This window comes from Gordonia marina (assembly GCF_052036135.1).
GTDB lineage: Bacteria > Actinomycetota > Actinomycetes > Mycobacteriales > Mycobacteriaceae > Gordonia.
This window is the reverse complement of record NZ_JBPSDN010000032.1, coordinates 1-23,357: the sequence shown is the minus strand read 5'-3', so window position 1 is coordinate 23,357 and position 23,357 is coordinate 1. Positions and strand designations below refer to the sequence as shown.

Annotated in this window: 14 protein-coding genes, 2 tRNA genes and 1 pseudogene; 7 read left to right on the top strand and 10 right to left on the bottom strand. The window is 67.0% G+C overall.

All coding sequences use genetic code 11. The annotated features are described in order from the left end of the window. Positions 1-66 precede the first annotated feature (66 nt). Positions 67-2,268, top strand: coding sequence for an MMPL family transporter (locus tag ACSEEN_RS16935; protein ID WP_440713804.1), 2,202 nt, complete (start codon positions 67-69; stop codon positions 2,266-2,268). Positions 2,269-2,524: 256 nt separating this feature from the next. Here the strand turns inward: ACSEEN_RS16935 and ACSEEN_RS16930 are convergent. The 5 genes from ACSEEN_RS16930 to gyrB form a co-directional block, all read right to left on the bottom strand. Continuing rightward, positions 2,525-2,597, bottom strand: a tRNA-Ala gene (locus ACSEEN_RS16930). Positions 2,598-2,623: 26 nt separating this feature from the next. Then, positions 2,624-2,700, bottom strand: a tRNA-Ile gene (locus ACSEEN_RS16925). A gap of 249 nt (positions 2,701-2,949) precedes the next feature. Further along, entirely contained in the window at positions 2,950-3,531 is a 582-nt protein-coding gene (locus ACSEEN_RS16920) for a DUF3566 domain-containing protein (protein WP_440713803.1), read from the bottom strand. Positions 3,532-4,129: 598 nt separating this feature from the next. After that, positions 4,130-6,628 (bottom strand): DNA gyrase subunit A, encoded by a 2,499-nt coding sequence (gene gyrA / locus ACSEEN_RS16915; RefSeq protein WP_247865606.1) that lies wholly within the window; start codon positions 6,626-6,628, stop codon positions 4,130-4,132. A gap of 234 nt (positions 6,629-6,862) precedes the next feature. Beyond that, positions 6,863-8,905 carry a DNA topoisomerase (ATP-hydrolyzing) subunit B gene (gyrB, locus tag ACSEEN_RS16910; RefSeq protein WP_298442679.1) on the bottom strand — a complete coding sequence of 681 codons (2,043 nt, stop codon included), beginning with the start codon at positions 8,903-8,905 and terminating at the stop codon, positions 6,863-6,865. Positions 8,906-9,196: 291 nt separating this feature from the next. Between gyrB and ACSEEN_RS16905 the strand changes: the two genes are divergently transcribed. Further along, positions 9,197-9,694 (top strand): hypothetical protein, encoded by a 498-nt coding sequence (locus ACSEEN_RS16905; protein WP_247865605.1) that lies wholly within the window; start codon positions 9,197-9,199, stop codon positions 9,692-9,694. 7 nt (positions 9,695-9,701) lie between these two features. Here ACSEEN_RS16905 and ACSEEN_RS16900 read toward each other — a convergent pair whose 3' ends face one another. From ACSEEN_RS16900 to dnaA, 5 genes are all read right to left on the bottom strand, one after another. Continuing rightward, positions 9,702-10,247 carry a DUF721 family protein gene (locus tag ACSEEN_RS16900; protein WP_247865604.1) on the bottom strand — a complete coding sequence of 182 codons (546 nt, stop codon included), beginning with the start codon at positions 10,245-10,247 and terminating at the stop codon, positions 9,702-9,704. After that, positions 10,244-11,431: a DNA replication/repair protein RecF gene (recF, locus tag ACSEEN_RS16895; RefSeq protein ID WP_371308155.1), complete on the bottom strand. Its 1,188-nt coding sequence runs from the start codon at positions 11,429-11,431 to the stop codon at positions 10,244-10,246. The genes ACSEEN_RS16900 and recF overlap by 4 nt, the downstream gene beginning before the upstream one ends. A 15-nt stretch (positions 11,432-11,446) precedes the next feature. After that, complete coding sequence (gene gnd / locus ACSEEN_RS16890) at positions 11,447-12,367, bottom strand: phosphogluconate dehydrogenase (NAD(+)-dependent, decarboxylating) (RefSeq protein ID WP_371308154.1); 921 nt, start codon at positions 12,365-12,367, stop codon at positions 11,447-11,449. A 34-nt stretch (positions 12,368-12,401) separates the two neighbouring features. After that, positions 12,402-13,637 carry a DNA polymerase III subunit beta gene (dnaN, locus tag ACSEEN_RS16885; protein WP_247865601.1) on the bottom strand — a complete coding sequence of 412 codons (1,236 nt, stop codon included), beginning with the start codon at positions 13,635-13,637 and terminating at the stop codon, positions 12,402-12,404. Between the two features lie 567 nt (positions 13,638-14,204). After that, positions 14,205-15,689, bottom strand: a complete 1,485-nt coding sequence (gene dnaA / locus ACSEEN_RS16880) for a chromosomal replication initiator protein DnaA (RefSeq protein WP_247865600.1) — start codon at positions 15,687-15,689, stop codon at positions 14,205-14,207. Positions 15,690-16,047: 358 nt separating this feature from the next. Between dnaA and rpmH the strand changes: the two genes are divergently transcribed. The 5 genes and pseudogenes from rpmH (at position 16,048) to ACSEEN_RS16855 (ending at position 19,644) form a co-directional block, all read left to right on the top strand. Beyond that, positions 16,048-16,191 (top strand): 50S ribosomal protein L34, encoded by a 144-nt coding sequence (gene rpmH, locus ACSEEN_RS16875; RefSeq protein ID WP_246993135.1) that lies wholly within the window; start codon positions 16,048-16,050, stop codon positions 16,189-16,191. A gap of 27 nt (positions 16,192-16,218) precedes the next feature. Then, positions 16,219-16,656, top strand: a complete 438-nt coding sequence (gene rnpA, locus ACSEEN_RS16870) for a ribonuclease P protein component (RefSeq protein ID WP_247865599.1) — start codon at positions 16,219-16,221, stop codon at positions 16,654-16,656. Then, entirely contained in the window at positions 16,657-16,995 is a 339-nt protein-coding gene (yidD, locus tag ACSEEN_RS16865; protein ID WP_247865598.1) for a membrane protein insertion efficiency factor YidD, read from the top strand. 3 nt (positions 16,996-16,998) lie between these two features. Continuing rightward, a pseudogene (gene yidC, locus ACSEEN_RS16860) lies at positions 16,999-17,913 on the top strand (membrane protein insertase YidC); the annotation flags it as partial. Positions 17,914-19,029: 1,116 nt separating this feature from the next. Beyond that, complete coding sequence (locus ACSEEN_RS16855) at positions 19,030-19,644, top strand: Jag family protein (protein WP_247865597.1); 615 nt, start codon at positions 19,030-19,032, stop codon at positions 19,642-19,644. The last annotated feature ends 3,713 nt before the right edge of the window (positions 19,645-23,357 follow it).

Sequence of the window (23,357 nt, the reverse complement as noted above, 5' to 3'; positions counted from 1 at the left end):
GGCACCGATGACGACTGAGAGTTCTGCCACCGGATCGCCCGTGATCCACCCCTGGATCGTCACGGCATGAAGGGACATCGCCGTCCCTCGGAGACGCCCTCCTCGTCCGCCGGAGGACCCCGCTCACGATGGGTACGGGTAGTCCTGCCCGCCCTCATCATCGTGGCGTGGTTGGTGGGAGCGGCGATCGGCGGCCCGTATTTCGGCAGGGTCGATGAGGTCTCCTCGAATGACCAGACGGCATACCTGCCCGCCTCCGCGGACGCGACACTCGTCCAGAAACGCCTGGCCGATTTCCGCGACTCGGATGCCATTCCGGCGATCATCGTGCTGGTCCGCGACGACAGACCGACCGAAGATCAGGTCGCCGCACTGCGGAGTTCCATCGCCGGACTGTCCGATCTCACCGGGGTGGCGCCGGGGCTGTCGCCACTGATTCCCGCAGAAGACGGCCGTGCGTTCGAGGCGATCGTGCCCATCGACGCGGATGCGGACGTCGGGGAGGTGGTCGGCTCGATCGGCGAGCACCTCCATGCGACCGCTCCCCCCGGAACGGCCGTCTACGTGACCGGCCCGGCCGGCTTCACCGCAGACCTCATCGACGCATTCTCCGGGATCGACGGGATCCTCCTCGGCGTCGCACTCCTCGCGGTATTCATCATCCTCGTCCTGGTCTACCGTTCGCTGCTGCTGCCGATCGCCGTCCTCTCGACGAGCCTCTTCGCGCTCACCGTCGCCCTCCTCGTTGTCTGGTGGCTGGCCAAGGCCGGCGTGATCCTGCTGAGCGGCCAGACCCAGGGCATCCTGTTCATCCTCGTCATCGGTGCCGCGACCGACTACTCGCTGCTCTACGTCTCCCGCTACCGCGAGGCCCTTCGCGTCCAGCAGGACAAGTGGGTCGCCAGCAAGGCCGCACTGCGCGGTTCGTTCGAGCCGATTCTCGCCTCGGGTGGGACGGTCATCGTCGGCTTGCTGTGCCTGCTCCTCAGTGATCTGAAGTCCAACAGCACACTCGGCCCGGTCGCGTCCATCGGCATCGTCTTCGCCATGTTGTCCGCGCTGACGCTGCTGCCCGCGATCCTCTTCGCCTTCGGACGCGCGGCGTTCTGGCCGAAGCGCCCCCGGTTCGAGCCGCAGGCCGTCGCGGACGAGGACGGGATCCCCGCCCGGGGAATCTGGCCCAGGGTCGGCCGCCTCATCCGCCGCCATCCCCGCGCGATATGGGCATGCACATCGCTCGTGCTGATCGCCGGCGCGTTGGGCGTGACCCAACTCCACGCCGAGGGTGTCCCGCAGTCCGATCTCGTGCTGACCGCCTCCGAGGCCCGCGCGGGCCAAGACGCCCTCGGCAAGCACTTTCCCGGCGGCTCAGGGAGTCCGGTGTATGTGCTGACGACGGTGAGCACACTTCAGCAGACCGCCGACACACTCCTGGACACTCCCGGAATCGACGATGTGACCGTGGCCAGCAAGGACTCGTTCTCCGGATCCGCAGCGGTCACGAGGAACGGAATCGTCCCGATCGGACCGCCCGGAGTCTCCGCTCCGGCACCGACGGTGGTCGGCGGGCAGGTGCTGCTGCAAGGCACGCTGGCCGACGCCGCCGATTCGGATGCGGCCGAACACACGGTTCGAGATCTGCGCGCACGTCTCGCGGACACCGGGAGCGACGCGCTCGTCGGAGGGGTGACCGCGACCGCCGTCGACACCAACGATGCCTCGATACACGACCGCACCCTCATCATCCCGATCGTGCTCGTCGTGATTCTCCTCATCTTGATGATCCTGCTGCGTGCGGTCGTCGCGCCGGTGCTCCTGGTCCTCACTACCGTGCTCTCCTTCGCGACCGCGCTCGGCGTCTCCGCCTTCGTGTTCGACTACGTCCTGCATCTCCCTGGGGCGGACCCGGCCGTGCCGCTCTACGGTTTCGTGTTCCTCGTCGCCCTCGGGATCGACTACAACATCTTCCTCGCCACCCGGATCCGTGAGGAGGCACGCGTGCACGGGACACGTGACGGGGTGATCCGCGGGCTGGCCGTGACCGGAGGGGTCATCACCTCCGCGGGTCTGGTGCTCGCCGCCACCTTCGCCGCGCTCGCGGTGATCCCGATTCTGTTCCTTCTGCAGATCGCGTTCATCGTCGCATTCGGCGTGCTTCTCGACACCTTCCTGGTACGAGCGCTGCTGGTGCCCGCCCTCTTCTACGACATCGGCCGCACCATCTGGTGGCCGTCGAAGCTGAGTACCGAGCCTCGGCGCGCGCCATAGGCCCGCATGAAGGCGTGGACTCCTTCGGTCACGGTCTTGCGCATACCGTCGAGGCCGACCGCGGCAGGGTTGGGCTGTTCGTTGTCCTGAGTCGCCGACATCCCCGTCGGCCACGGGAAGCGACAGCAGACCCGCCGCGGCAGCAGCGACGCCCCGGGACCAGACGACACCGGTGGAACTCGAACGTACCGAGCGGCCGACCGACTCGACCGACGACATCTCTTGACTCGTCGCGGGAGCTTGTTCACATACGTTGTGGAGCCTAGGAGATTCGAACTCCTGACATCCGCCTTGCAAAGGCGGCGCTCTACCAACTGAGCTAAGGCCCCGGACCGGCGGGAACCGGAGGGAATCGTGGTGGGCCTAGGAGGACTTGAACCTCCGACCTCTTCGTTATCAGCGAAGCGCTCTAACCGCCTGAGCTATAGGCCCGTGAACCGAGATGGAACATTACCCGACACCACCGCGAACTGACAAAACGACTGGTCAAGACACGTTTCGACGGGGCTCAACGGGCGGCTGGACGGGGCTCACCGAGCAGCCAGACGAAGCTGAACGAGCCGACGGGCGAGGGCTGAACGAGCGGACAGTCGAGACCTGACCAGCGGAGAGACGAGACCCGACGAGCAGACAGACGGCGCTCGACGGGCCACCTCGCCGGGGCTCGACGAGCCCGGCCGGTCAGTCCAGATCGGCGAGGGTCACCTCGACGCCGCCGACCACGTCGGCGCACACGTTGTAGATGTACGCCAGGATGGTCGCGAGCGCGGTCAGCACGATCGCGGCGAAGACACCGAACAGCGCCGAGAAGCCGAAGACCTGGCCGGTGCTGATCAGGTCGCCGCCGCTGCTGCTGCCGTCGGCGCTCACCAGGGTGCCGAAGGAACTGTTGATCTGGTCCCAGACCCCCATCCCGGCGAGCACGCCGTAGAGCACCGCGATCGCGATCATCCAGATCAGGAAGCCGGCGATCGCCAGGACGCCGCTGACCTTGAAGATCGACCACGGATCCACCCGGCGCACCTGCACGGCTGCGCGGAGAGGGGTGCCGATGGTCGACGACGCCGGGATGCGCCGCACCGCGGCACGGTCACCGTCCGCCTTGGCTCCCGTCTTGTGGATGGCGTCCAGATCGGGCTTGGGTCCCGCCGGCGGCGCGACCGGGGTCTTGGTGGTCGCCGCCGTCGGAGCGGAGTGATCTCGGCTCCGCTCAGCCGACAAGTCGGGATCGGCGACGCCCGGGCGCGGCCCCGGACCGGTCACCGCGGTACCGGTGACGAGCTTCCCGAGACCGGAACCGCCCTTCGGACCACCGGGCCCCGGACCATGCGGGCCGGGCGCACCCGGCTGTCCGGGTCCCCCGGGGCGCGGACCGGGCCCACCCGGGCCCTGAGCCGGACCGGGCGGGCTCTTCACGGCCGCGGCCGCCGCACCGGCGGTTCCGGGAGCCGGTTTGCCGCCTCCCGGGCCACCGGCACCGCCACCGGGAACCGGAACGGCCTGCGTCGGAGGAGCCTTCACAGGAGGAGCGGGAGGAGCCGGAGGAGTCTGCCCCGACGGCCCCTTCACCCCGGGGCCACTCTGCACCGGAACCGCCCGCGTGGGCGCTCCCGACGAGCCGTCACCGGGCACACCGGGCGCCGGCGGACCGACTGTGGCGTCCCCGGTGAGCTGCTGCGCCGCTTTCGCCACGTCTCCCGCGGTGAGTCCCGTATTCGAGGTGGTCTCGCCCCGCTGCCAGGGCGTCGGCATGGTGCCGCGCTCGGGTGCGGTTTCCTCGGGCTCGTTGGCTTTGCTCACTGACAGATCCTCACTGGACGGGTTGCTACAACCCTAATCGGTGCGGCCACGTTTCCCCGGCTTACGCCTCGGCGTCGTCGGGGTCCGGCTCGTCCGCATTCCGGGCAATCGCCAGAAGGCTGTCACCGTCGCCCAGGTTCATCAGGCGCACACCCTTGGTCTGGCGACCGGCCTTGCGGACCTGCTTGGCCATCGTGCGGATCACGCCGCCACCCGAGGTGATCGCGTAAACCTCGCTGTCGAGATCGACGATGATCGCGCCCACCAGTTCGCCGCGCTTGGGGTCGTACTGGATGGTGAGCACGCCCTTACCGCCGCGTCCCTGCGCGGTGTACTCCTCGATGTCGGTGCGCTTGGCGTAGCCGCCCGAGGTAGCCACCAGCAGGAACGTATCGTCCTGCACGACGTTGAGGGAGAGCAGCTCGTCGTCGGTGTTGAACCGCATGCCCTGCACGCCGGAGGTCTGCCGGCCCATCGGGCGCAGCGTCTCGTCGTCGGCGTGGAAACGGATCGACTGGCCCTTCTTGGAGACCAACAGCAGGTCGTCGTCCGGGCCGCAGAGCTGCGCGCCGACCAGTTCGTCGTCGCCGCGCAGGTTGATCGCGGCAATGCCGCCGGAACGGTTGGAGTCGAAGGCGTCGAGCGCCGACTTCTTCACCAGACCGTTGCGGGTGGCGAGCACCAGGTACGGCGCGTCGTCGTATCCGCTGATCCGGATCACCTGGGCGATCTTCTCCTCCGGCTGGAAGGCCAGCAGGTTGGCGACGTGCTGGCCGCGCGCGGTGCGGTTGGCCTCGGGCAGCTCGTAGGCCTTGGCCCGGTACACGCGGCCCTTGGTGGTGAAGAACAGCAGCCAGTCGTGCGTGCTGGTGACGAAGAAGTGGGCGACGATGTCGTCCTGCTTGAGCCCGGCGCCCTGAACACCCTTGCCGCCGCGCTTCTGGCTGCGGTAGAGGTCGGTCTTGGTGCGCTTGGCGTAGCCGGTCTCGGTGATCGTCACGACGACGTCCTCGCGGGCGATCAGATCCTCGTCGGCCACGTCGCCCTCGGCGGCGATGATCCGGGTACGACGCTCGTCGCCGTACTTGTCGACGACCTCCTTGAGCTCGTCGCGCACGATGGCACGCTGCCGTTCGGGGCGCTCCAGGATGTCCTTCAGATCGGCGATCTCGCGCTCGATCTCGGCCAGCTCGTCGATGATCTTCTGGCGTTCCAGGGCGGCCAGGCGGCGCAGCTGCATCGCGAGGATCGCGTCGGCCTGGATCTCGTCGACGTCGAGCAGGTCCATCAGGCCGCTGCGCGCGATGTCGACCGTCGCCGACGCCCGGATCAGGGCGATCACTTCGTCGAGTGCGTCGAGCGCCTTGACCAGGCCGCGCAGGATGTGCGCGCGCTCCTCGGCCTTGCGCAGCCGGTAGCGGGTCCGGCGCACGATCACGTCGATCTGATGCGCCACGTAGAGCCGGATCATCTGGTCCAGGCGCAGGGTGCGCGGCACACCGTCGACGATCGACAGCATGTTGGCGCCGAAGTTGGTCTGCAGCTGGCTGTGCTTGTACAGGTTGTTCAGCACCACGCGGGCGACGGCGTCGCGGCGCAGCGTGATGACGATGCGCATGCCTGCGCGGTCCGACGACTCGTCGTCGATCTTGCTGATGCCCTTGAGCTTGCCGTCGCCCACCTGCTCGGCGATCGACTGGATCAGGTTGTCGGGGTTCACCTGGTACGGGAGTTCTGTGACCACCAGCGTGGTGGTGCCCTTGTTCTCCTCGATGTCGACCACCGACCGCATGCGGATGCTGCCGCGGCCGGTCATGTACGCGTCCTTGATGCCCTGGCTGCCGACGATCAGCGCGGCGGTCGGGAAGTCCGGACCCTTGACGACCTCCATGCACGCGGCGAGCGTCTCCTCGTCACCGGCATCCGGATGCTCCAGTGCCCAGAAGACGGCCTCGGCCACCTCGTTCAGGTTGTGCGGCGGGATGTTGGTGGCCATGCCGACCGCGATGCCGCCCGAGCCGTTGATCAGCAGATTCGGGATGCGTGACGGCAGCACCGTCGGCTCATCGGTCTTGCCGTCGTAGTTCGGGACGAAATCGACGGTCTCCTCGGTGATGTCGCGGAGCATCTCCATGGCCAGCGGGGTGAGCCGGGCCTCGGTGTATCGCATGGCGGCGGCGCCGTCGTTGCCGCGGGAACCGAAGTTGCCTTGACCGTCGATCAGCGGGTAGCGCATCGACCATGGCTGCGCGAGCCGCACCAGGGCGTCGTAGATGGAGCTGTCGCCGTGCGGGTGGTAGTTACCCATGGTCTCCGAGACCGGGCGCGCGGACTTGACGTAGCCGCGGTCCGGGCGGAAGCCGGCGTCGAACGACGCGTACAGCAGACGACGATGCACCGGCTTGAGACCGTCGCGGACCTCGGGCAGCGCACGGCCCACGATCACGCTCATCGCGTAGTCGATGTAGCTGTTCTGCATCTCCTGGCCGAGATCGACCGGCTCGATGCGGTCGTGGGTGACGGCGGCCCCGTCGTCGGGCACGTTGGTTTCGTCGCTCATGGGATCACTTTCTGGGGGTTCTCGACGGGCTCGGCCGGCGGAAAGAGTTCTCTATCCGGCCGGGAACGGCGTGGCGGGCGAGTCATCGAGGTGGCGGCGTTGGTCGGGGGTTTCGACAAGCTCAACCGGCTGGTCGTGGCTCAACCGGCTGGTCTTGGCTCAACCGGCTGGTCATGTCTCACCCGGCTGGCTAAGCGTCTCGGCCGGCTCGCTGGTCATGTCTCAACCGGCGAATCAGACGTCGAGGAAGCGGACGTCCTTGGCGTTGCGCGCGATGAAACCACGACGGGCGACGACGTCCTCCCCCATCAGGATGGAGAACAGTTCGTCGGCCGCGGCGGCGTCGTCGAGCGTGACCTGCTTGAGGATGCGCACGGCGGGATCCATGGTGGTCTCCCACAGCTCGCTGGCGTTCATCTCGCCGAGGCCCTTGTAGCGCTGGATGCCGTCGTCCTTGTTGATCTTCTTGCCCGCGGCCAGGCCGGCGGCGAGCATCACGTCGCGCTCGCGGTCGCTGTACGCGAACTCCGGCTCGGCGCCCTTCTGCCACTTCAGCTTGTAAAGCGGCGGCTGCGCCAGGAAGACGTGGCCATGCTCGATCAGCGGCCGCATGAAGCGGAACAGCAGGGTGAGCAGCAGCGTCGCGATGTGCTGGCCGTCGACGTCGGCGTCGGCCATCAGCACGATCTTGTGGTAGCGCAGCTTGGCGAGATCGAACTCGTCGTGGATGCCCGTACCGAACGCGGTGATGATCGACTGGACCTCGGCGTTCTTCAGAACGCGGTCGATGCGGGCCTTCTCGACGTTGATGATCTTGCCGCGGATCGGCAGGATCGCCTGGTACATCGAGTCGCGGCCGGACTTGGCCGAACCACCGGCCGAGTCGCCCTCCACGATGTAGACCTCGCACAGGCGCGGGTCCTTGCTGCGGCAGTCGGCGAGCTTGCCGGGGAGACCGCCGATGTCGGTGGCGGTCTTGCGGCGGACGAGTTCGCGGGCGCGTCGTGCGGCCATCCGGGCCTGCGCGGAATCGGCGGCCTTGCGAATGATGATCTTGGCCTCGGCCGGGTTCGCCTCGAACCAGTGACCGAGCGCCTCGTTACAGGTGCGCTGGACGAAGCCCTTGACCTCGGTATTACCGAGCTTGGTCTTGGTCTGGCCCTCGAACTGCGGGTCGGCGACCTTGACGGAGATGACGGCGGCCAGACCCTCGCGGATGTCGTCGCCGGTGAGCTTGCCGTCCTTCTCCTTCACCAGCTTCTTGTCGAGCGCGTACTTGTTGACGGTGCTCGTCAGCGCCGCGCGGAAGCCCTCTTCGTGGGTACCGCCCTCGTGGGTGTTGATGGTGTTGGCGAAGGTGTGGACCGACTCGGAGTAGCCGTTGTTCCACTGCATCGCGATCTCCACCTCATGGCCCTCGCCCTTGGCGGAGAAGTCGATGACGGTGTTGTGGATCGGGTGCTTGGTGCGGTTGAGGTGGCGGACGAAGTCGACCAGGCCCTCGGGGTAGTGGTACACCCGCGAGCGGACCCTGGCGATGACGGTCGCCTTCTCCTCGTCGGACTTGATGCTGGCGTCGTCGTCCTCGACGTCCACCTCCGCCTCGGCCTCGGAGACCCGCTCGTCGGTGAGGGTGATGGTCAGGCCCTTGTTGAGGAAGGCCATCTCCTGCAGGCGCCGCGCGATGGTCTCGGCGCTGTACGTGGTGGTCTCGAAGATCTCCGGATCCGCCCAGAATCGGACGGTGGTGCCGGTCTTCGCCGAATCGCCGATCCGGTTGAGCGGGGTCGGCTTGGCGTAGTCGTACGCCTGCTCGAAATGCCCGCCGTCGCGCTGGATCTCCAGTTCGACCTTGGTCGAGAGCGCGTTCACCACGGAGATGCCGACACCGTGCAGACCGCCCGACACCGCGTACGAATCGGAGTCGAACTTTCCGCCGGCGTGCAGCTGGGTCATGATGACCTCGACCGCGGGCACACCGGTCGCGTGCATGCCGACCGGCATACCGCGGCCGTCGTCGACCACCTGGATACCGCCGTCGGCCAGGATCGTCACGTCGACGCGGGTCGCGTAACCGGCCATCGCCTCGTCGACGGAGTTGTCGACGACCTCCCAGATCAGATGGTGCAGGCCGCGCTCACCGGTCGAACCGATATACATGCCCGGGCGCTTGCGGACGGCCTCCAGGCCCTCCAGGATGCTGATGGAATCGGCGCCGTACTCCCCGGACTTACCCTTGGCCGGCTTCTTCGATTCAGACTTACTGGTGTCGGCCACGAGACGCGTCCGCTCCTTCTCATAGAGAACAGTTACCGGCCAGTGTACTTCGAAGTCACGCAGAACCACAGTTTGGCACGGCCTGAAGGCGCCCCAGATCGGCGAATCACGGTGCATCCGCCTCAGATTGTGTCCGGAACCGGTTCCGCGCCCTCTCGGGCCGATGAGGCCAGCTGCGGCAAATCCGGATGCGCGAGTACGAAGATTGCTACCTTCCACGAGTGATCAGCGATAACGTCCGCACCGCCCGCGCCATCGGATTCAGCCGCCGGGAGATCGGAGAAATTCGCCGTGCTCGGCGGGGCGGCGGCGGTCGTCGCGGCCTGCGGCGGCGAGTCGACGGACAACATGGCACTGCGGAAATTCGTCGCGGGCACCTGGTTCTTCGGCGACGGTCCCTACTCGAACGGCACCGACAATTTCGTCACCGTGTCGGCGGGCGGCAACTTCGTCACCAACGTCTACCCGCACAGCGGACGATGGGAGTTCGTCGACGGCCGCATCCAGATATTCAGCGACGAGCCGTCGGCGAGTACCACCGGCAGCGGTGCGTTCGCCGTCGCCTCCAACGTCCCCGCCCAGGTCAAGGACACGGTGATCGACTGGAAGTACTCCGACGACGACGCGTTCAGTGTCCCCGTGCGCTGGGACAAGTCCACCGAGACGCTGTATTTCACCGGGCGGGACGGCTACCGCGGGGGGACCTTCGAGATCGCAGTCTCCCGCAAGCCACAGCCGGCGCGCCCGTCGAGCTCACCGTCATCGGCGAACCGGTCCTGGTGGTGGTGACGGCCGGTCAGCCATAGGTGTCGCGCGGGCCGCGACCGGAGACGTGCAGCGGGCCTTTCCGCCACGACGGCGCGGACGGGCCGCTGATCCGAAGGCTCTTGACCACACCGTCGCCGGCCACCGCGGAGATCTTGGCGACGATCTGGGCCGACAGGTAACGCAGCTGCGTGGCCCAGGCGGTGGAATCGGCGCGCACGTGCAGCACACCTTCGGACAGGTGAGTCGGCTCGGCGTGCGCGGAGATCTCCTCGCCGACGATCGACGGCCACTGCCCGATCACCGTGCCCTCGCTGATCTTGGCCGACCAGCCCCGAGAACGGGCGACGGCTCCGGTCAGACGTCCGAAGGGCTGCGGGTCACGACTGTCCGGACCCGCTCCCGACCAGCGCTTACGACGACGATCCCCACTCTTCCGGGCGGTCGAGCGGACCGGTCCGGACCGGCCGTGGCCGACGTTCTTGCCCGCCGCGCGGGCCTCCGCCCGCGCCTGCTCGAGCGCCCGGCGAGCCAGTTCGTACCCTTCGCTGTGGCCGTCGGCCGCATCGTTCGTCACTGCTCCGCCCTTTCGTCACCGATGATCTGCGAGCGTCGCTGACCATCTTCCTCGGTGACTCCGACAGCGATCCGCCTGCCGCGCAGCGCGGCGGGGATGTCCTCGCCGACCGCGGCGGTCAACAGCAGCTGCTCGGCCGACGCGGTGAACTCGGCCAGTTTGCTGCGCCGGGCCGCGTCCAGTTCGGCGAAGACGTCGTCGAGCATGATGACCGGTTCGACGCCGTCGGCCCGCAGCAGATCGACGCACGCCAGGCGCAGGGCCAGCGCCAGCGACCACGACTCACCGTGGCTCGCGAAACCCTTCGCGGGTTCCTCGCCCAGATTCAGCAGCAGGTCGTCCCGGTGCGGACCGATCAAGCACAGTCCGCGATCGATCTCCTTGCCGCGCACCTCGGTCAGCCGCTGCGCCAGCACCTCGCGGATTCCGGCGATGGACTCATCGCCGCCCGGGCTCTGATCGACGTCCGGCCCCGCCGCCGACCGGTAAGCGATCTGCGCCGGTCGTGAATGCGGAGCAATCGACGAATATGCCTGCGCGACAAGAGGATTCAACTGCCGTACGACGCTCAGCCGCTCGGCCGTGACCTCCGCACCGAATTGCGCGAGCTGCCCGTCCCACACGTCGAGCGTGCTCATCACCGAGTCCGCCTCCGCCGACGAACGACGGATCGCCGCTCCCGCGGTCTTCAGCAGCGCCGACCGCTGCCGCAACACCCTGTCGTAGTCGGCCCGCGCGCCGGCGGCGATCGGCCGCAGTTGCACGACGATCTCGTCGAGGAACCGGCGCCGCTCCCCCGGCTCGCCGCGGACCAGCGCCAGGTCTTCCGGTGCGAACAGCACCGTGCGCAGGATTCCCAGGATCTCGCGCGTGCGCCGGACCGGCGCGGTGTTCACCGTCGCCTTGTTAGCGCCCTTCTCCACCACGGTGAGCTCCACCGACAGCTCGCGGCCGTCGTTCTGCACGGTGGCCCCGATCCGCGCGGCCGAGGCGCCGCTGCGGACCAGCGGCGCATCCGAGGAGACTCGATGCGAGCGCAGAGTAGCCACGTAGAAGAGGGACTCGAGCAGGTTGGTCTTACCGAAACCGTTGCGGCCCACGAAGATCGTCGGCTCGGGCTGCAACTCGAGTTCGACGTGCTCCCACGACCGGTAGTCCCTCAGTGCGAGTTCGCGAACGAACATCCGGCACTCACGACATCATTCCGCCGGGGTCGCGGTTTCGCCGACGCTGCGGCCCTGCTGGTCGACCATCGCGTGACCACCGAACTGGTTCCGCAGCGCGGACACGGCCTTCAGCGCGGGCGAGCTCTCCTGCCGGGAGGCGAAGCGCGCGAAAAGCGCCGCCGAGATCACGTTCAGCGGAACGGCGTGGCGCACACCTTCCTCGACGGTCCAGCGGCCCTCACCGGAATCGGTGGTGTAGTCGGAGATCTCGGTCAGCCCGGGATCCTCCTCGAGCGCCCGGACCAGCAGGTCGAGCAGCCACGACCGCACGACCGTCCCCTGGGTCCACGCCTTGAGCGTGCCGGTGACGTTCTCGATCAGCGGCTCGGCCTGCAGCAGCTCATAGCCCTCGGCGTAGGCCTGCATCAGGCCGTACTCGATGCCGTTGTGCACCATCTTCGCGTAGTGCCCGGCGCCGACGGGTCCGACGTGGACGAAGCCGTTCTCGCGGGGACCGGCAGGACGCAGCGCATCGAAGATCGGCTGGACCTTCGCGACGTCGTCCGCGGAGCCGCCGACCATCAGCGCGTAGCCGTTCTCCAGACCCCAGACGCCACCGGAGACACCGCAGTCGAGGTAGCCGATTCCCTTGGCGCCCAACAGATCAGCGTTCGGCTGGTCGTCGGTGAATCGGGAATTGCCGCCGTCGACGACGACGTCGCCCGGAGAGAGCAGACCGGCCAGCTCGGCCACCGCGTTCCGGGTGATCTCCCCGTGCGGCACCATCAGCCAGACCACCCGCGGACCGTCGAGACGGTCCACCAGCTCGGCGAGGCTCGCGACGTCGCTGACCTCCGGGCGCGGGTCGTAGCCGATCACCTCGTGTCCGGCGGCCTTGATCCGGGTGCGCATGTTGGCACCCATCTTTCCCAGACCGACAAGTCCCAGTTGCATGTGCGGATTCCTCTCGACAGGGGCGACGGCCGGCTCAGCCCGGCAGCCGAACCGGCATCAGCAGGTAGCTGAACTCACTGGCGGGCGCCAGGTAGCTTCCGGATTCGTCGGCGACCGGCTCTTCCTCGGACGCGGGACGCAGCACGGCGGGCCGGATCGCGGCACGGCGTTCGCCCGAGCCGTCCGGCTCGGGGTTGGTGAAGCCGAACTGCACCGTCTTCGCACCGATCGCGGCGAGGCCGTCGAGCAGGTAGTTCGGGTTGAAGGCGATCAGGATCGGCTCGCCGTAGAACTGGACGTCGAGCGATTCCTCGGCCTTGCCGGCCTCGTCGCCACCGGCGGTGAGCAGCACCGAGTCGCCGGAGAAGTCCATCCGGATCTGCGCGCCGCGCTCGGCGACCAGGGACACACGCTTGATGGCCTCGATCAGCGAGGCGCTGTCGACCGAGGCGACCGAGGTGTGGCTGGCCGGGAACAGCTGACGGAACTTGGGGAACTCGGCGTCGAGCAGGCGCGTGGTGGTCTTCTTGGCGCCGACCAGCGTCGACGAGCCGTCGTCACCGGCTCCGGTGGTGACGCCGAGAATGCCCTCGGCGCCGATGGCCTGTCCCGAGCCGAAGGCGAGGGCGACGCTGCCGGCGTGATCGGCGCCGGCCGACTTCGCGGCCTCGGAGAGGGTCTTGGCCGGCACGAGCGCGGCACCGGTGGCGTTGGGGTCGCGCGGCTCCCAGGCGATCTCCCGGACCGCGAGGCGGAACCGGTCGGTCGCGGCGAGCACGATGCGGTTGCCGTCGATCTCGACGCGCACACCGGTGAGCATGGGCAGGGTGTCGTCGCGTCCGGCGGCGACGGCGACCTGCGAGACGGCCTCGGCGAACAGGCCGCCGGGCACGGTGCCGGTCTGCTCGGGGACCTCGGGAAGCTCGGGGTAATCCTCGACCGGCATGGTCGGCAGCGAGAACTTGGAGCTGCCGCAGGCGATCGCGAGCCGCGCGCCGTCGATCGTGACCTCGACCGGCTTGTTCGGCAGGGCCTTGGTGATGTCGGCGAGCAGGCGGCCGGAGACCAGCACGGTCCCGGGCTCGGCGATCTCGGCGGAGATGGTCTCGGTGGCCGACACCTCGTAGTCGAAGCCGGCGACCTGCAGGCCGGCGTCCGTCGCGGTCAGCACCACGCAGCCGAGGACCGGCACCGGCGGACGAGACGGGAGGCTGCGGGCGACCCAGGCGACGGCTTCGGAGAACTCGTCGCGCACGACACGAAACTTCATCTGCTGTGATTGCCCTTCTCGACGTACCGGCCGGTGCAGCCCGCGCACCGACCCGGCGATGGATGATCGCCGAATCCCACTGTAGAGCCCGAGGACGTGGTCGTGTGGCCCGGGCGCTGATCCGGGTGCACGACGGGACCGGTCCGGCTTCCGGGAACGGCCCGAGCACTGTGTATCCACACGCTTACTTCTAAAAGAAGATCTTTAAAGAGAAATACTTCTTAGTAATAAGTCCTGTGCACGCTGTGCACAACTGGGCATCGGTGCAGGTGGCGTCGAGTGTCGTCATCGACAGGCTCGGTGGACTAACCACGTGCACAACTTCGCGGGCCTGTGGACACGATCGGTGATCCACCGTCCGTCCCGGCTCCGTCCACATCTGAGGGGCCGGTTGTCACCATGCTGTCCACAGGGATTCGCGATGCACTCACCTGGGGTTTGTCCGTCGACGACGATGCCGGAACGCCGCCCGCCGCCGGGATCGGTGGCGAGCGGCAAGTCTTGCGCTGAGGTTGAGACTCGGGGGCGGGAGGCCGGTCGCGGCCCGGGATCCGCGAGCCCCCGCCGTCAGCCGCGGGCGCGCTGACGGATGAGTGCGGTGAGTTGCTGGACGTCGTTGTAGACGTCCGAACTGGTGCGCATCAGTTCCTTGATGCGACGCTCGGCATGCATCACGGTGGTGTGATCGCGGTCGAAGGCCTCGCCGATGCGCGGAAGCGACAGGTCGGTCAGCTCGCGGCACAAGTACATGGAGATCTGGCGTGCGCGGACGACGGGGCGGACCTTGCTGGGGCCGCGGAGATCGTCGATCGAGATGTCGAAGTAGTCCGCGGTGATGGTGATGATGCCGGCGGCGCTGATGTCGGGATTGGTGGAGTCGGGCATCAGCTGCTTGAGCACCACCTCGGCGAGACCGAGGTCGAGTTCGGCGTTCTGCAGCGAAGCGAAGGCGGTGACGCGGATCAGCGCGCCCTCGAGTTCACGGATGTTGCGCTCGATGCGGGAGGCGATCAGCTCGAGGACCTCGTCGGACACGTCGAGCTGATCCATCTGCGCCTTCTTGCGGAGGATCGCGATGCGCGTCTCCAGGTCCGGTGGCTGCACGTCGGTGATGAGGCCCCACTCGAAGCGGGTGCGGAGCCGGTCCTCCAGGGTCGCGAGTTTGCGCGGCGGCCGGTCGGAGGAGATGACGATCTGCTTGTTGCTGTTGTGCAGCACGTTGAAGGTGTGGAAGAACTCCTCCTGGATGCCCTCGCGGCCCTCGAGGAACTGGATGTCGTCGACGAGGAGCATGTCGACGTCGCGGTATCGGCTCTTGAAGGCCATGGTGCGGTCGTCGCGCAGCGAGTTGATGAAGTCGTTGGTGAACTCTTCGGTCGAGACGTACTTGACCTTCATCCCGGGGAACAGGCGCTGGGCGTAGTGGCCGGCGGCGTGCAGCAGGTGAGTCTTGCCCAGCCCGGACTCGCCCCAGATGAAGAGCGGGTTGTAGGCGCGCGCCGGGGCCTCGGCGACGGCGACAGCCGAGGCGTGCGCGAACCGGTTCGAGGTGCCGATGACGAAGGTGTCGAAGGTGTACTTCGGGTGCAGGCGGGTGGTGCTGTCGGCCGCGGGCATGGCGGTCTGCCGGTCATCGAAGTACGCGGCCCAGTCCCGGGTGCCGCCGGCCTGGACCTCGGCGGGCCGTTCGTAGGTGCCCGACGGCGGGTCCGCGGGCGCCGGCGGGGCGGTCTCGGCGGGTGCGGGATCCGGGCGCGGCGGAGCGTCGTCCGGTGCCTCGGCGATACGCACCGCGACCTCGACGGGTTCACCGAGATGGCGGGTGAGCGCGGCGCCGATGATATCGCGCAGATTCCGTTCGATCTGCTCCTGGACCAGGGCGTTCGGCGCCGTGAGCAGGGCGAATCCGGAGGTGATCGCGAGCGGGTTCGCCAGGCTCAGCCAGGCCTTCTGCTGCCGGGAGAGCGGATTGGCATCGGGGGCCTTATCGTCGGTGAGTTCGGCGACGACGGTCTTCCAGACCTCACCGAACGAACCGTGGTCGTCGGCCACCTCGACTCACCTCTTTCTCTCATCGATCCACAGCGGACGTCCACAGACGTCGATCCTCGAGGGTGCCATGAACATGCACCATCGGGCCAGTTGTCCACAATGTTGTTCACACTTGTGGATGAATGAGGCAGGCGTCGTCCACAGCGTCGTGGACCGGGCTGCGGCCGAGCACGACGGCGAGGCAGAATAGCGGACGGGAAGGCCGTCGTTTGATTTGGACACGCGGGCTGAGTAGTCTCGACAGGTCGCCCGAGCATGGGCTGCGGGACCCGGCATGTCCGGGTTCAAGCCGGAGAACACCGCCGGAATCCATGCGGGGCCGGTAAGAAGCCTGTTGTTCTAAGACCGAGGAGTTCCCATGGCTAAGGGGAAGCGCACTTTCCAGCCCAACAACCGTCGTCGTGCCCGCGTGCACGGCTTCCGTCTGCGCATGCGGACCCGCGCCGGCCGTGCGATCGTCACCGGTCGTCGTCGCAAGGGCCGCGCCAAGCTGACCGCCTGAGACGCCAGAGTTCAGTCGGCCCGATCGGTGTCCGCTGACTCGACGCGCTTACAGCGCAGTGCCGACTTCACCCGCACGTTCGATCAGGGCGTGCGGGTTTCGGCACGTGATCTGCTGATCACGGTGGCACCGTTGCCGTCTCGCTGGCCGGATCCGGCCGGGCTGCGGCCGGATGTGGCCGTCTTCGGCGGCCCCCGGCTCGGGCTGATCGTCTCCAAGAAGGTCGGTAACGCCGTGACGCGGCACGCCGTCGCCCGTCGTCTGCGACATGCGTTCGCGGCCAGCCGCGACGCCCTCCCGTCCCCCGAAGCGTTCGTGGTGGTGCGGGCGCGGCCGGGCGCGGCCGGCTGCTCGTCAACCGACCTGGCGGACCAGCTGCGTCGCGGATTCGCTCAGCGCAAGGTGACGGCGGCCTTCGATGCGGCGGCGCAGAGCGATGCCGCCGCCGATGTCCCGGTGAGCTGAGTGAGTGTTGTGCAGTGGCTTGTGACCCTTCCCCGGAAAGCTCTGATCTTTGTGATCGAGCTGTACCGGACGTGGGTCTCCCCCACCCGGATGCCGACCTGCCGCTTCGAGCCGACCTGCAGCACGTACGCCGTCGAGGCCCTGGAGACGCACGGTTTCGTGTGGGGCTCGGTGCTCTCGACGTGGCGGCTGCTCAAGTGCGGGCCGTGGCACAAACCCGGATACGACCCGGTCCCGGAGAAGGGCGCCTGGCGCCGCCGGCGTGACCGGGACCCGATGACTTCCCGTAGTGACTCGCCCTCCGAGGGCGAGCGAGCTCTGACAGATAGGGGTCAGTGAGCCGTGCTCAACTTCATCTACTACCCGGTCTCCTGGATCATGTGGGTCTGGCACTGGGTATTCGACCTGATCACACCGAACAGCCCCGGTGGCAACGGTGTGGCGTGGGCCCTCTCGGTGGTCTTCCTGGTCTTCACTCTCCGCGCGATCCTGTACAAGCCCTTCGTCAAGCAGATCCGCACGACGAAGAAGATGCAGGAAATCAACCCGCAGATGCAGGCGATCCGGAAGAAGTACGCCAAGGATCGCGTGAAGATGACCGAGGAGATGCAGAAGCTCCAGAAGGAGCACGGCTTCAACCCGCTCCTCGGCTGCCTCCCGATGCTGCTGCAGATCCCGGTCTTCATCGGTCTGTTCCACGTCCTGCGGTCGTTCAACCGGATGGGTACCGGCATGGGCCAGCTCGGCATGACGGCCGAGCAGACCCGGAGCTACGGCAACTACGCCTTCAGCGCCGAGCAGGTGCGGAACTTCCTGGACGCGCGTCTCTTCGGGGTGCCGCTGTCGTCGTTCCTGACCGAGCCGACCGCGCAGTTTCAGGCCTTCGTCGAAAAGGGCGCGGCGATCGACTTCACCCGCTGGCAGATCGGCGCCGTGGTGGTCCCCCTGATGCTGATCGCGTCGTTCGCTACGCACATGAACTCGCGCGCGTCGGTGGCCCGGCAGAGCCCGGAAGCGCTGGAGAACCCGCAGACGCGGATCATGAACAAGCTGTCGGTGTGGGTGTTCCCGCTCGGCATCCTCGCGACCGGCCCGTTCTTCCCCATCGCCATCCTGCTGTACTGGGTCGCGAACAACGGCTGGACCTACGTGCAGCAGCACATCGTCTTCGGTCGCATCGCCAAGGAAGAGGATCACGCCAAGGCGATCAAGGAGGAGAAGCGCAAGGCCTCCGCTCCCCGGCCGGGTGAGCGCCCGCTGCCCGGAAACTTCGAGCCGGGCAAGGCGATGAACCGGGGCTTCGCTGCACTCGCGGAGGGTCGTACCTCGGATGCGATCAGCGAGTTCACCAAGGTGACCCGCTTCGGTCAGCGCAACGCGGACTGGCTGTACAAGGGCCGCAACGGACTGGTGCAGGCGGCGGACGAACTGGTGCGGTTGACCCCCGACGCCGACCTGCGCGCTTCGCTGGCCTTCTCGTGGACCGACGCCGCCCGCAAGGACGCCACGGCCGAGGACGCCGATCTGGCCGCTCTCGACGCCTATCTCACCCTGCGGCGGCAGCAGCTGGTCGCGTGGCTCAACGAGGGTCACGACGCCCGGCTGAACACCGTCATGCGGGAGGACAACGCGATCCTGACCGCATACGAGGAGGCGTGGGAGAAAGCCAACGAGGACGCGCCGGTCAGTGAACTCGGCCGCGACCGCAAGGCGGACTGGGCCCGGATGGTCGCCACCGCGATGTTCCGCAGCGGCAAGTACGACGACGCCCGCATCTACGCCCGCCAGGCGGCTGGCATCTATGAACGGATCATCGAGCAGGCCACCGAGGCCGGTGAGTCCTCGGGGGTCGACGTGGCCGGGTACAAGGCCGAGCTGGCTCAGGTGAAGCTCATCGCCGCGGCACCGTCGGACAGCGCGTGGAAGCACGCCACCGTCGCGGCGTCGGAGAAGAAGACGCGTGAACTGGAGGGTCGCGAGGGCGTCGCCCTGATCGGTGAGACCGCTGACGTCGACGACGATCGCAGCGCCGTCGCGAGCAGCTGGCACGAGACTGCCAAGGCGGCTCATGAGAAGAAGGTCGCCTCGTCCGGTCCGGTCGATGAAGCGAAGAAGGCGCTGACCGACTCCGTGCTCACGGTGACCGATCACGGTCCGACCTCTCGGGCCGAGGCCGAGCGGCGAACCCCGGTGGCGAAGGCCTCGGCGCAGTCGTCGTCGGCCGGAAGTGAGAAGAAGGACGATCGTGGTCCCGAGGCGCGCGGCACCAAGGCGCAGCCGCGCAAGTCCGGTCCCAAGAGCAAGAGGAATCGCCGCGGCGGACGCTGAGCGCGCCCCCGGCCCAGACGTTGACGAAGTAAGTGAGGTATCGAAATGACTGAGCAAGCCACGCAGCCCGATCTCGACGACGAGGTCGTGGAGCCCACCGTGGACGCGGCCGAGGAGGTCGCCGCCGAGGAGGTCGCTGACGGGGACGTCGTCGCGGAGGTCGCGGACGACGACGCCGACGGTGAGGACAATGACGAAGAGGACCGTCTCGTCGAGGAAGGCGAGATCGCCGGTGACTACCTTGAGCAGCTGCTCGATGTTCTCGACTTCGATGGGGACATCGATCTGGACGTCGACGGCGACCGCGCGGTCGTGAGCATCGACGGCGGCGACGATCTGGATCAGCTCGTCGGCCGTAAGGGTGAGGTGCTCGATGCGTTGCAGGAGCTGACCCGTCTCGCGGTGCAGCAGGCGACCGGCGATCGCAGCCGCCTGATGCTCGACGTCGCACGGTGGCGCGCCGGCCGCCGAGAGCGGCTCGCGGCCCTCGGTACCGAGGTCGCCGAGCGGGTCCGCGACAACGGTGGTCGTGAAGAACTGGATCCGATGACCCCGTTCGAGCGGAAGATCGTGCACGACGCGGTCGCCGCGGTGGATGGTGTCCACAGCGAGAGCGAGGGCGCGGAGCCCAAGCGACGCGTCGTGGTGATCAAGGACTGACACGCGGTCTCAAACGATAGGAGGGTCCCGGCTTCGGCCGGGACCCTCCTTGTTTGTCAGATATCTGTCAGTGGTGAATCACATCGATGTAGTTCGTGATGCGGACGCGGCGATCGGCGTCTGGTGGCCGGCGTAGTGAACGGCGTCCCTGGTTTCACGTGGAACCGAGTCTGGCCGGCGATCTCGATTCGCCGACTGTGGCCGACGGAGGGGTGTCCTGCGCGGGATCGAAGGTTCGGCACCACTCCCCTCCCCCTGGCTCGGCGGCGTTCCCGCGATGTGCCGTTCTGTTCCATGTGGAACCTGGGTGTCGTTGGCGGTCTCGACTCCGTTCGGCCGCCATGGGGGCTTCGGTCTTCGGCTTCGTTGGTGTGTGCGCTTCGTTCGGTCGGAATGGATGACGGCTGTCTGACTGGGCGGAGGCTTGGGACCGTTCGCTTTGGCCGGTGGTCTCTCTTCGATACGCCGTTCCCGGTCCGCATGGAATCCGGGTGGCGTTGTTGTCTCGACTTTGCTCGGCCGTCATGGGTTTTGGTCTGTGGTGTCCGCGGTGACCGTGTTTCGTTCAGTCGGGGTGGGCGACGGTCGTCTGCCTGAGTAGAGGATCGAGACCACTCCCCCTTGCTGGCGGTCTCTTCTCGATGTATCGCTCTCGGTCCGCATGGAATCTGGGTGTCGTCGATGGTTTCGACTTTGCTCGCCCGTCATGGGTCCTGGTCTGTGGTGTACGCGTCGACCGTGCTTCGTTCAGTCGGGGTGGGCGACGGCTGTCTGCCTGAGTGGAAGATCGAGACCTCTCCCCCTTGGCTGGCGGCCTGCCGGATGTACCGTTCTCGGTCCGTGTGGAATGTGGGTGTCGTTGATGCATTCGACTTCGTTCGGTCGTCATGGGTTCTGGTCTGTGGTGTGAGCGATGACCGTGCTTCGTTCGGTCGGCTTGGGTGACGGCTGTTTGACTGGGCAGAGGCTCGAGAGCGTTCCCCTGTCCGGCGGTCTCTCTTCGATGCGCCGTTCCCGGTCCGCATGGAATCCGGGTGTCGTTGTTGTCTCGCCTTCGCTCGAATGCCATCGTGTTTGGTCCGTCGTGTCTGCGATAACCGTGCTTCGTTCAGTCGGGATGGGCGACGGTCGTCTGCCTGAGCAGAGGATCGGGACCTCTCCCCTTGGCTGTCAGTGTCTCCCGGGTGTGCCGTTCCCGGTCGGCGTGAACTTCGGTGCTCTTGGTGGCTTCGACTCCGTTCGGCCGCCATGGGGTTTCGGTCTTCGGCTTCCGCGATGACCGTGCTTTGTTCGGTCGGGATGGCGACGGTCGTCTGTCTGAGTACGAGGATCGAGACCACTCCGCTTGGCTGGCAGCTTCTCCTGGGTGTGCCGTTCCCGGTCGGCGTGAACTTCGGTGCTCTCGGTGGTCTCGACTTCGCTTGACCGTCGCGGGTTCGATCTTCGGTGCCCGTGGTGACTGTGTTTCGTTCGCTCGGGATGAGTAGCGGTTGTCTTCTGAGTGGACGTTCGCCACCACTCCCTCATCGACTGGTGGCCCCTCCCTTGATGAGCGGTTCGCGTTCCATCGGAACCCGGTGCCGTTGGTGATCTCGATTCCGCACGACCGTCATAGTGTTCGCTCTTCGGTTTCGTCGATGACGGTGCCTTGGTCAGTCCGGATGGCTAATGGGTGCCCGCCGGTGCAGAGGGTCGACGGCACTCCCCGTTTAGCTGGTGGGCTGTTCGCTCGATGCCGGGTTGCGGTGCACATGGATCCCGGGTCTCATTGGTGGTCTCGACTCCGCTCGACCGCCCCGGGGCTTCGTTCAATCGAGACGGGTAGCGGTTGTCCGCCGGAGCGGAAGGATCGAGGCCACTGCCCTTGGCCGGCGGGCCGTCGAGCGACTGTCGCGACGGTGCCCCGTTGAGTCAGGGGGTGGCGACTCGTCTACGCGAACTAGTTCCGGGTCACTCGGCTACTGTTCGTCCGTATGTGGGTCGAGCGGAGCGGCGCGCTCTAGATGAGTGAGTCCCGGCGTTTGCGATCGAGGGTGAGCCGGCGTGCTGGAGGCACTCCGGTGTCCGCCGGTGGCGTCTTTCGACTTCGCTGAGGGACCACCGGCGAGGCGATAGCCGAGCTGAGTTGAAGCAGCCTTTCTCGCGGCTTCGTGTGGCTGCGGGCCGCACCCCTGCGGCAGACGAACTACCGACTCCGGAAGTCACTCATCGAGACAGAACTCAGGAGTCCGGACAGAACTCCTGTCTGCGTCTCCGGTTGGAGATGACCGCGTGTGTTTCACGTAGAACTCGCGTGTTGCCGATTTACTCGACTTCGCTCGAGGCGGTGTCCGTGAGGACTGTCCCGCGACGGCCGCCCGTCATATCGTTACCGGTGTTGCGGAGGCTCGGCTCCGTTCGCTCGTGATGATGTCTCGATCTTCGGTCGCACACGGTGGCGCTCTGGTCGCGATGGACTGCGACGGTCCGACTGGTGCGCGTTGTCGTCTTCGATGAAGGCCCGACTGGTGTTGGTTGCACGGCGCGGAGTCCCGAACGGAGTCGAGGGGCGAGACCACTCCCCTGGCTCGGCCGTCCTTCGATGAGTTGGCGTTCTACGTTCCACGTGAAACGCGGATCCGTCGATGGTCCCGGATCGATGAGGTCGTCGAGGCGTCTCGACCCCTGGCAAGCTTCGGAACTCTGAGCCTGTCGAGTGTGATGGGCCTGGTGCCCTCGACTCGGTCGGTAGGAGTTTCGTCGTCGACCTACTTCCCTTCGTGCTACTCGATGACGGCCACCCGGGTGCTGGTCCACTGGGCGGAGTCTTGGATGGCGTCGAAGGGTGGAGGGCACCTCGCTCCCCGGTGACTCATCTGCAACGGGTCCACGCGTGTTTCACGTGGAACGCGTTGCTGCTCTCGAGTCCGCTCCCGCGCCGTGGAGTTTCGACTCTGGGTAGCGGCTGTGGAGTTCAATTCCGCTCGACCGTCGTGGGTCGCGGCGTCGATCGGCTGACGCAGGCCTTCGATTCTCGTCGAGGTAGTGTGTCTCGATTCCGGTCGATGGTCTCGAGCGCTCGATGGTCGGGAGGTCTAGAGCGCCTGACGGTCGCGGGGCTTCGACTTCGCTCGACGGTCACGGACTCTCAGTTCGGATCTACCGACATGAGTAGTCGGCTTCGTTCGACCATCGTGGGTCCGGACTCTGTGTAGTGCTCACGGTGTCTAGAGTCTGATCCGTCCGTGATAGTCCGCGTCGCCCGACCGCCGTGGGTCCGGACTGCGCTCGATACTCACGCGTGGCCCGACTCCGACCTGTCGTCGCGAGCAGTTCGCTTCGCTCGGCTGTGGTGAGGTTCGGACTTCGCTCGGCCGTCAAGGACCCGGACTTCGCTGGGTTGCTGCGGGTGTCGGGGTTGACCGGCTATCCCGGTCTCGGATTCGCTCAGCTGCCGCGGGCCTCGACGTCGCCCGTGTCTTCACGGGCACCGCTCCGCTCGTACCGCCGCGCGGTCTCGAAGCTGTTCGGTGGTGGTGGGATCACTCCAGGTGACTCGACGGGGGATACCCAGCCCTGCTCGAGTCGTTGTGGGGTCTCGATGTCGGGTCAAGCCCCAAGTAGTGGTGTAACTCGTTGTTGATCCTTCGGTGGTGGTCAGGCTGGTATTTGCATCAGGTCATCGGTGGTCACCTCCGTCGTCGAGTCGGTGTTTGTGTCGGTGGTCAGGGTCA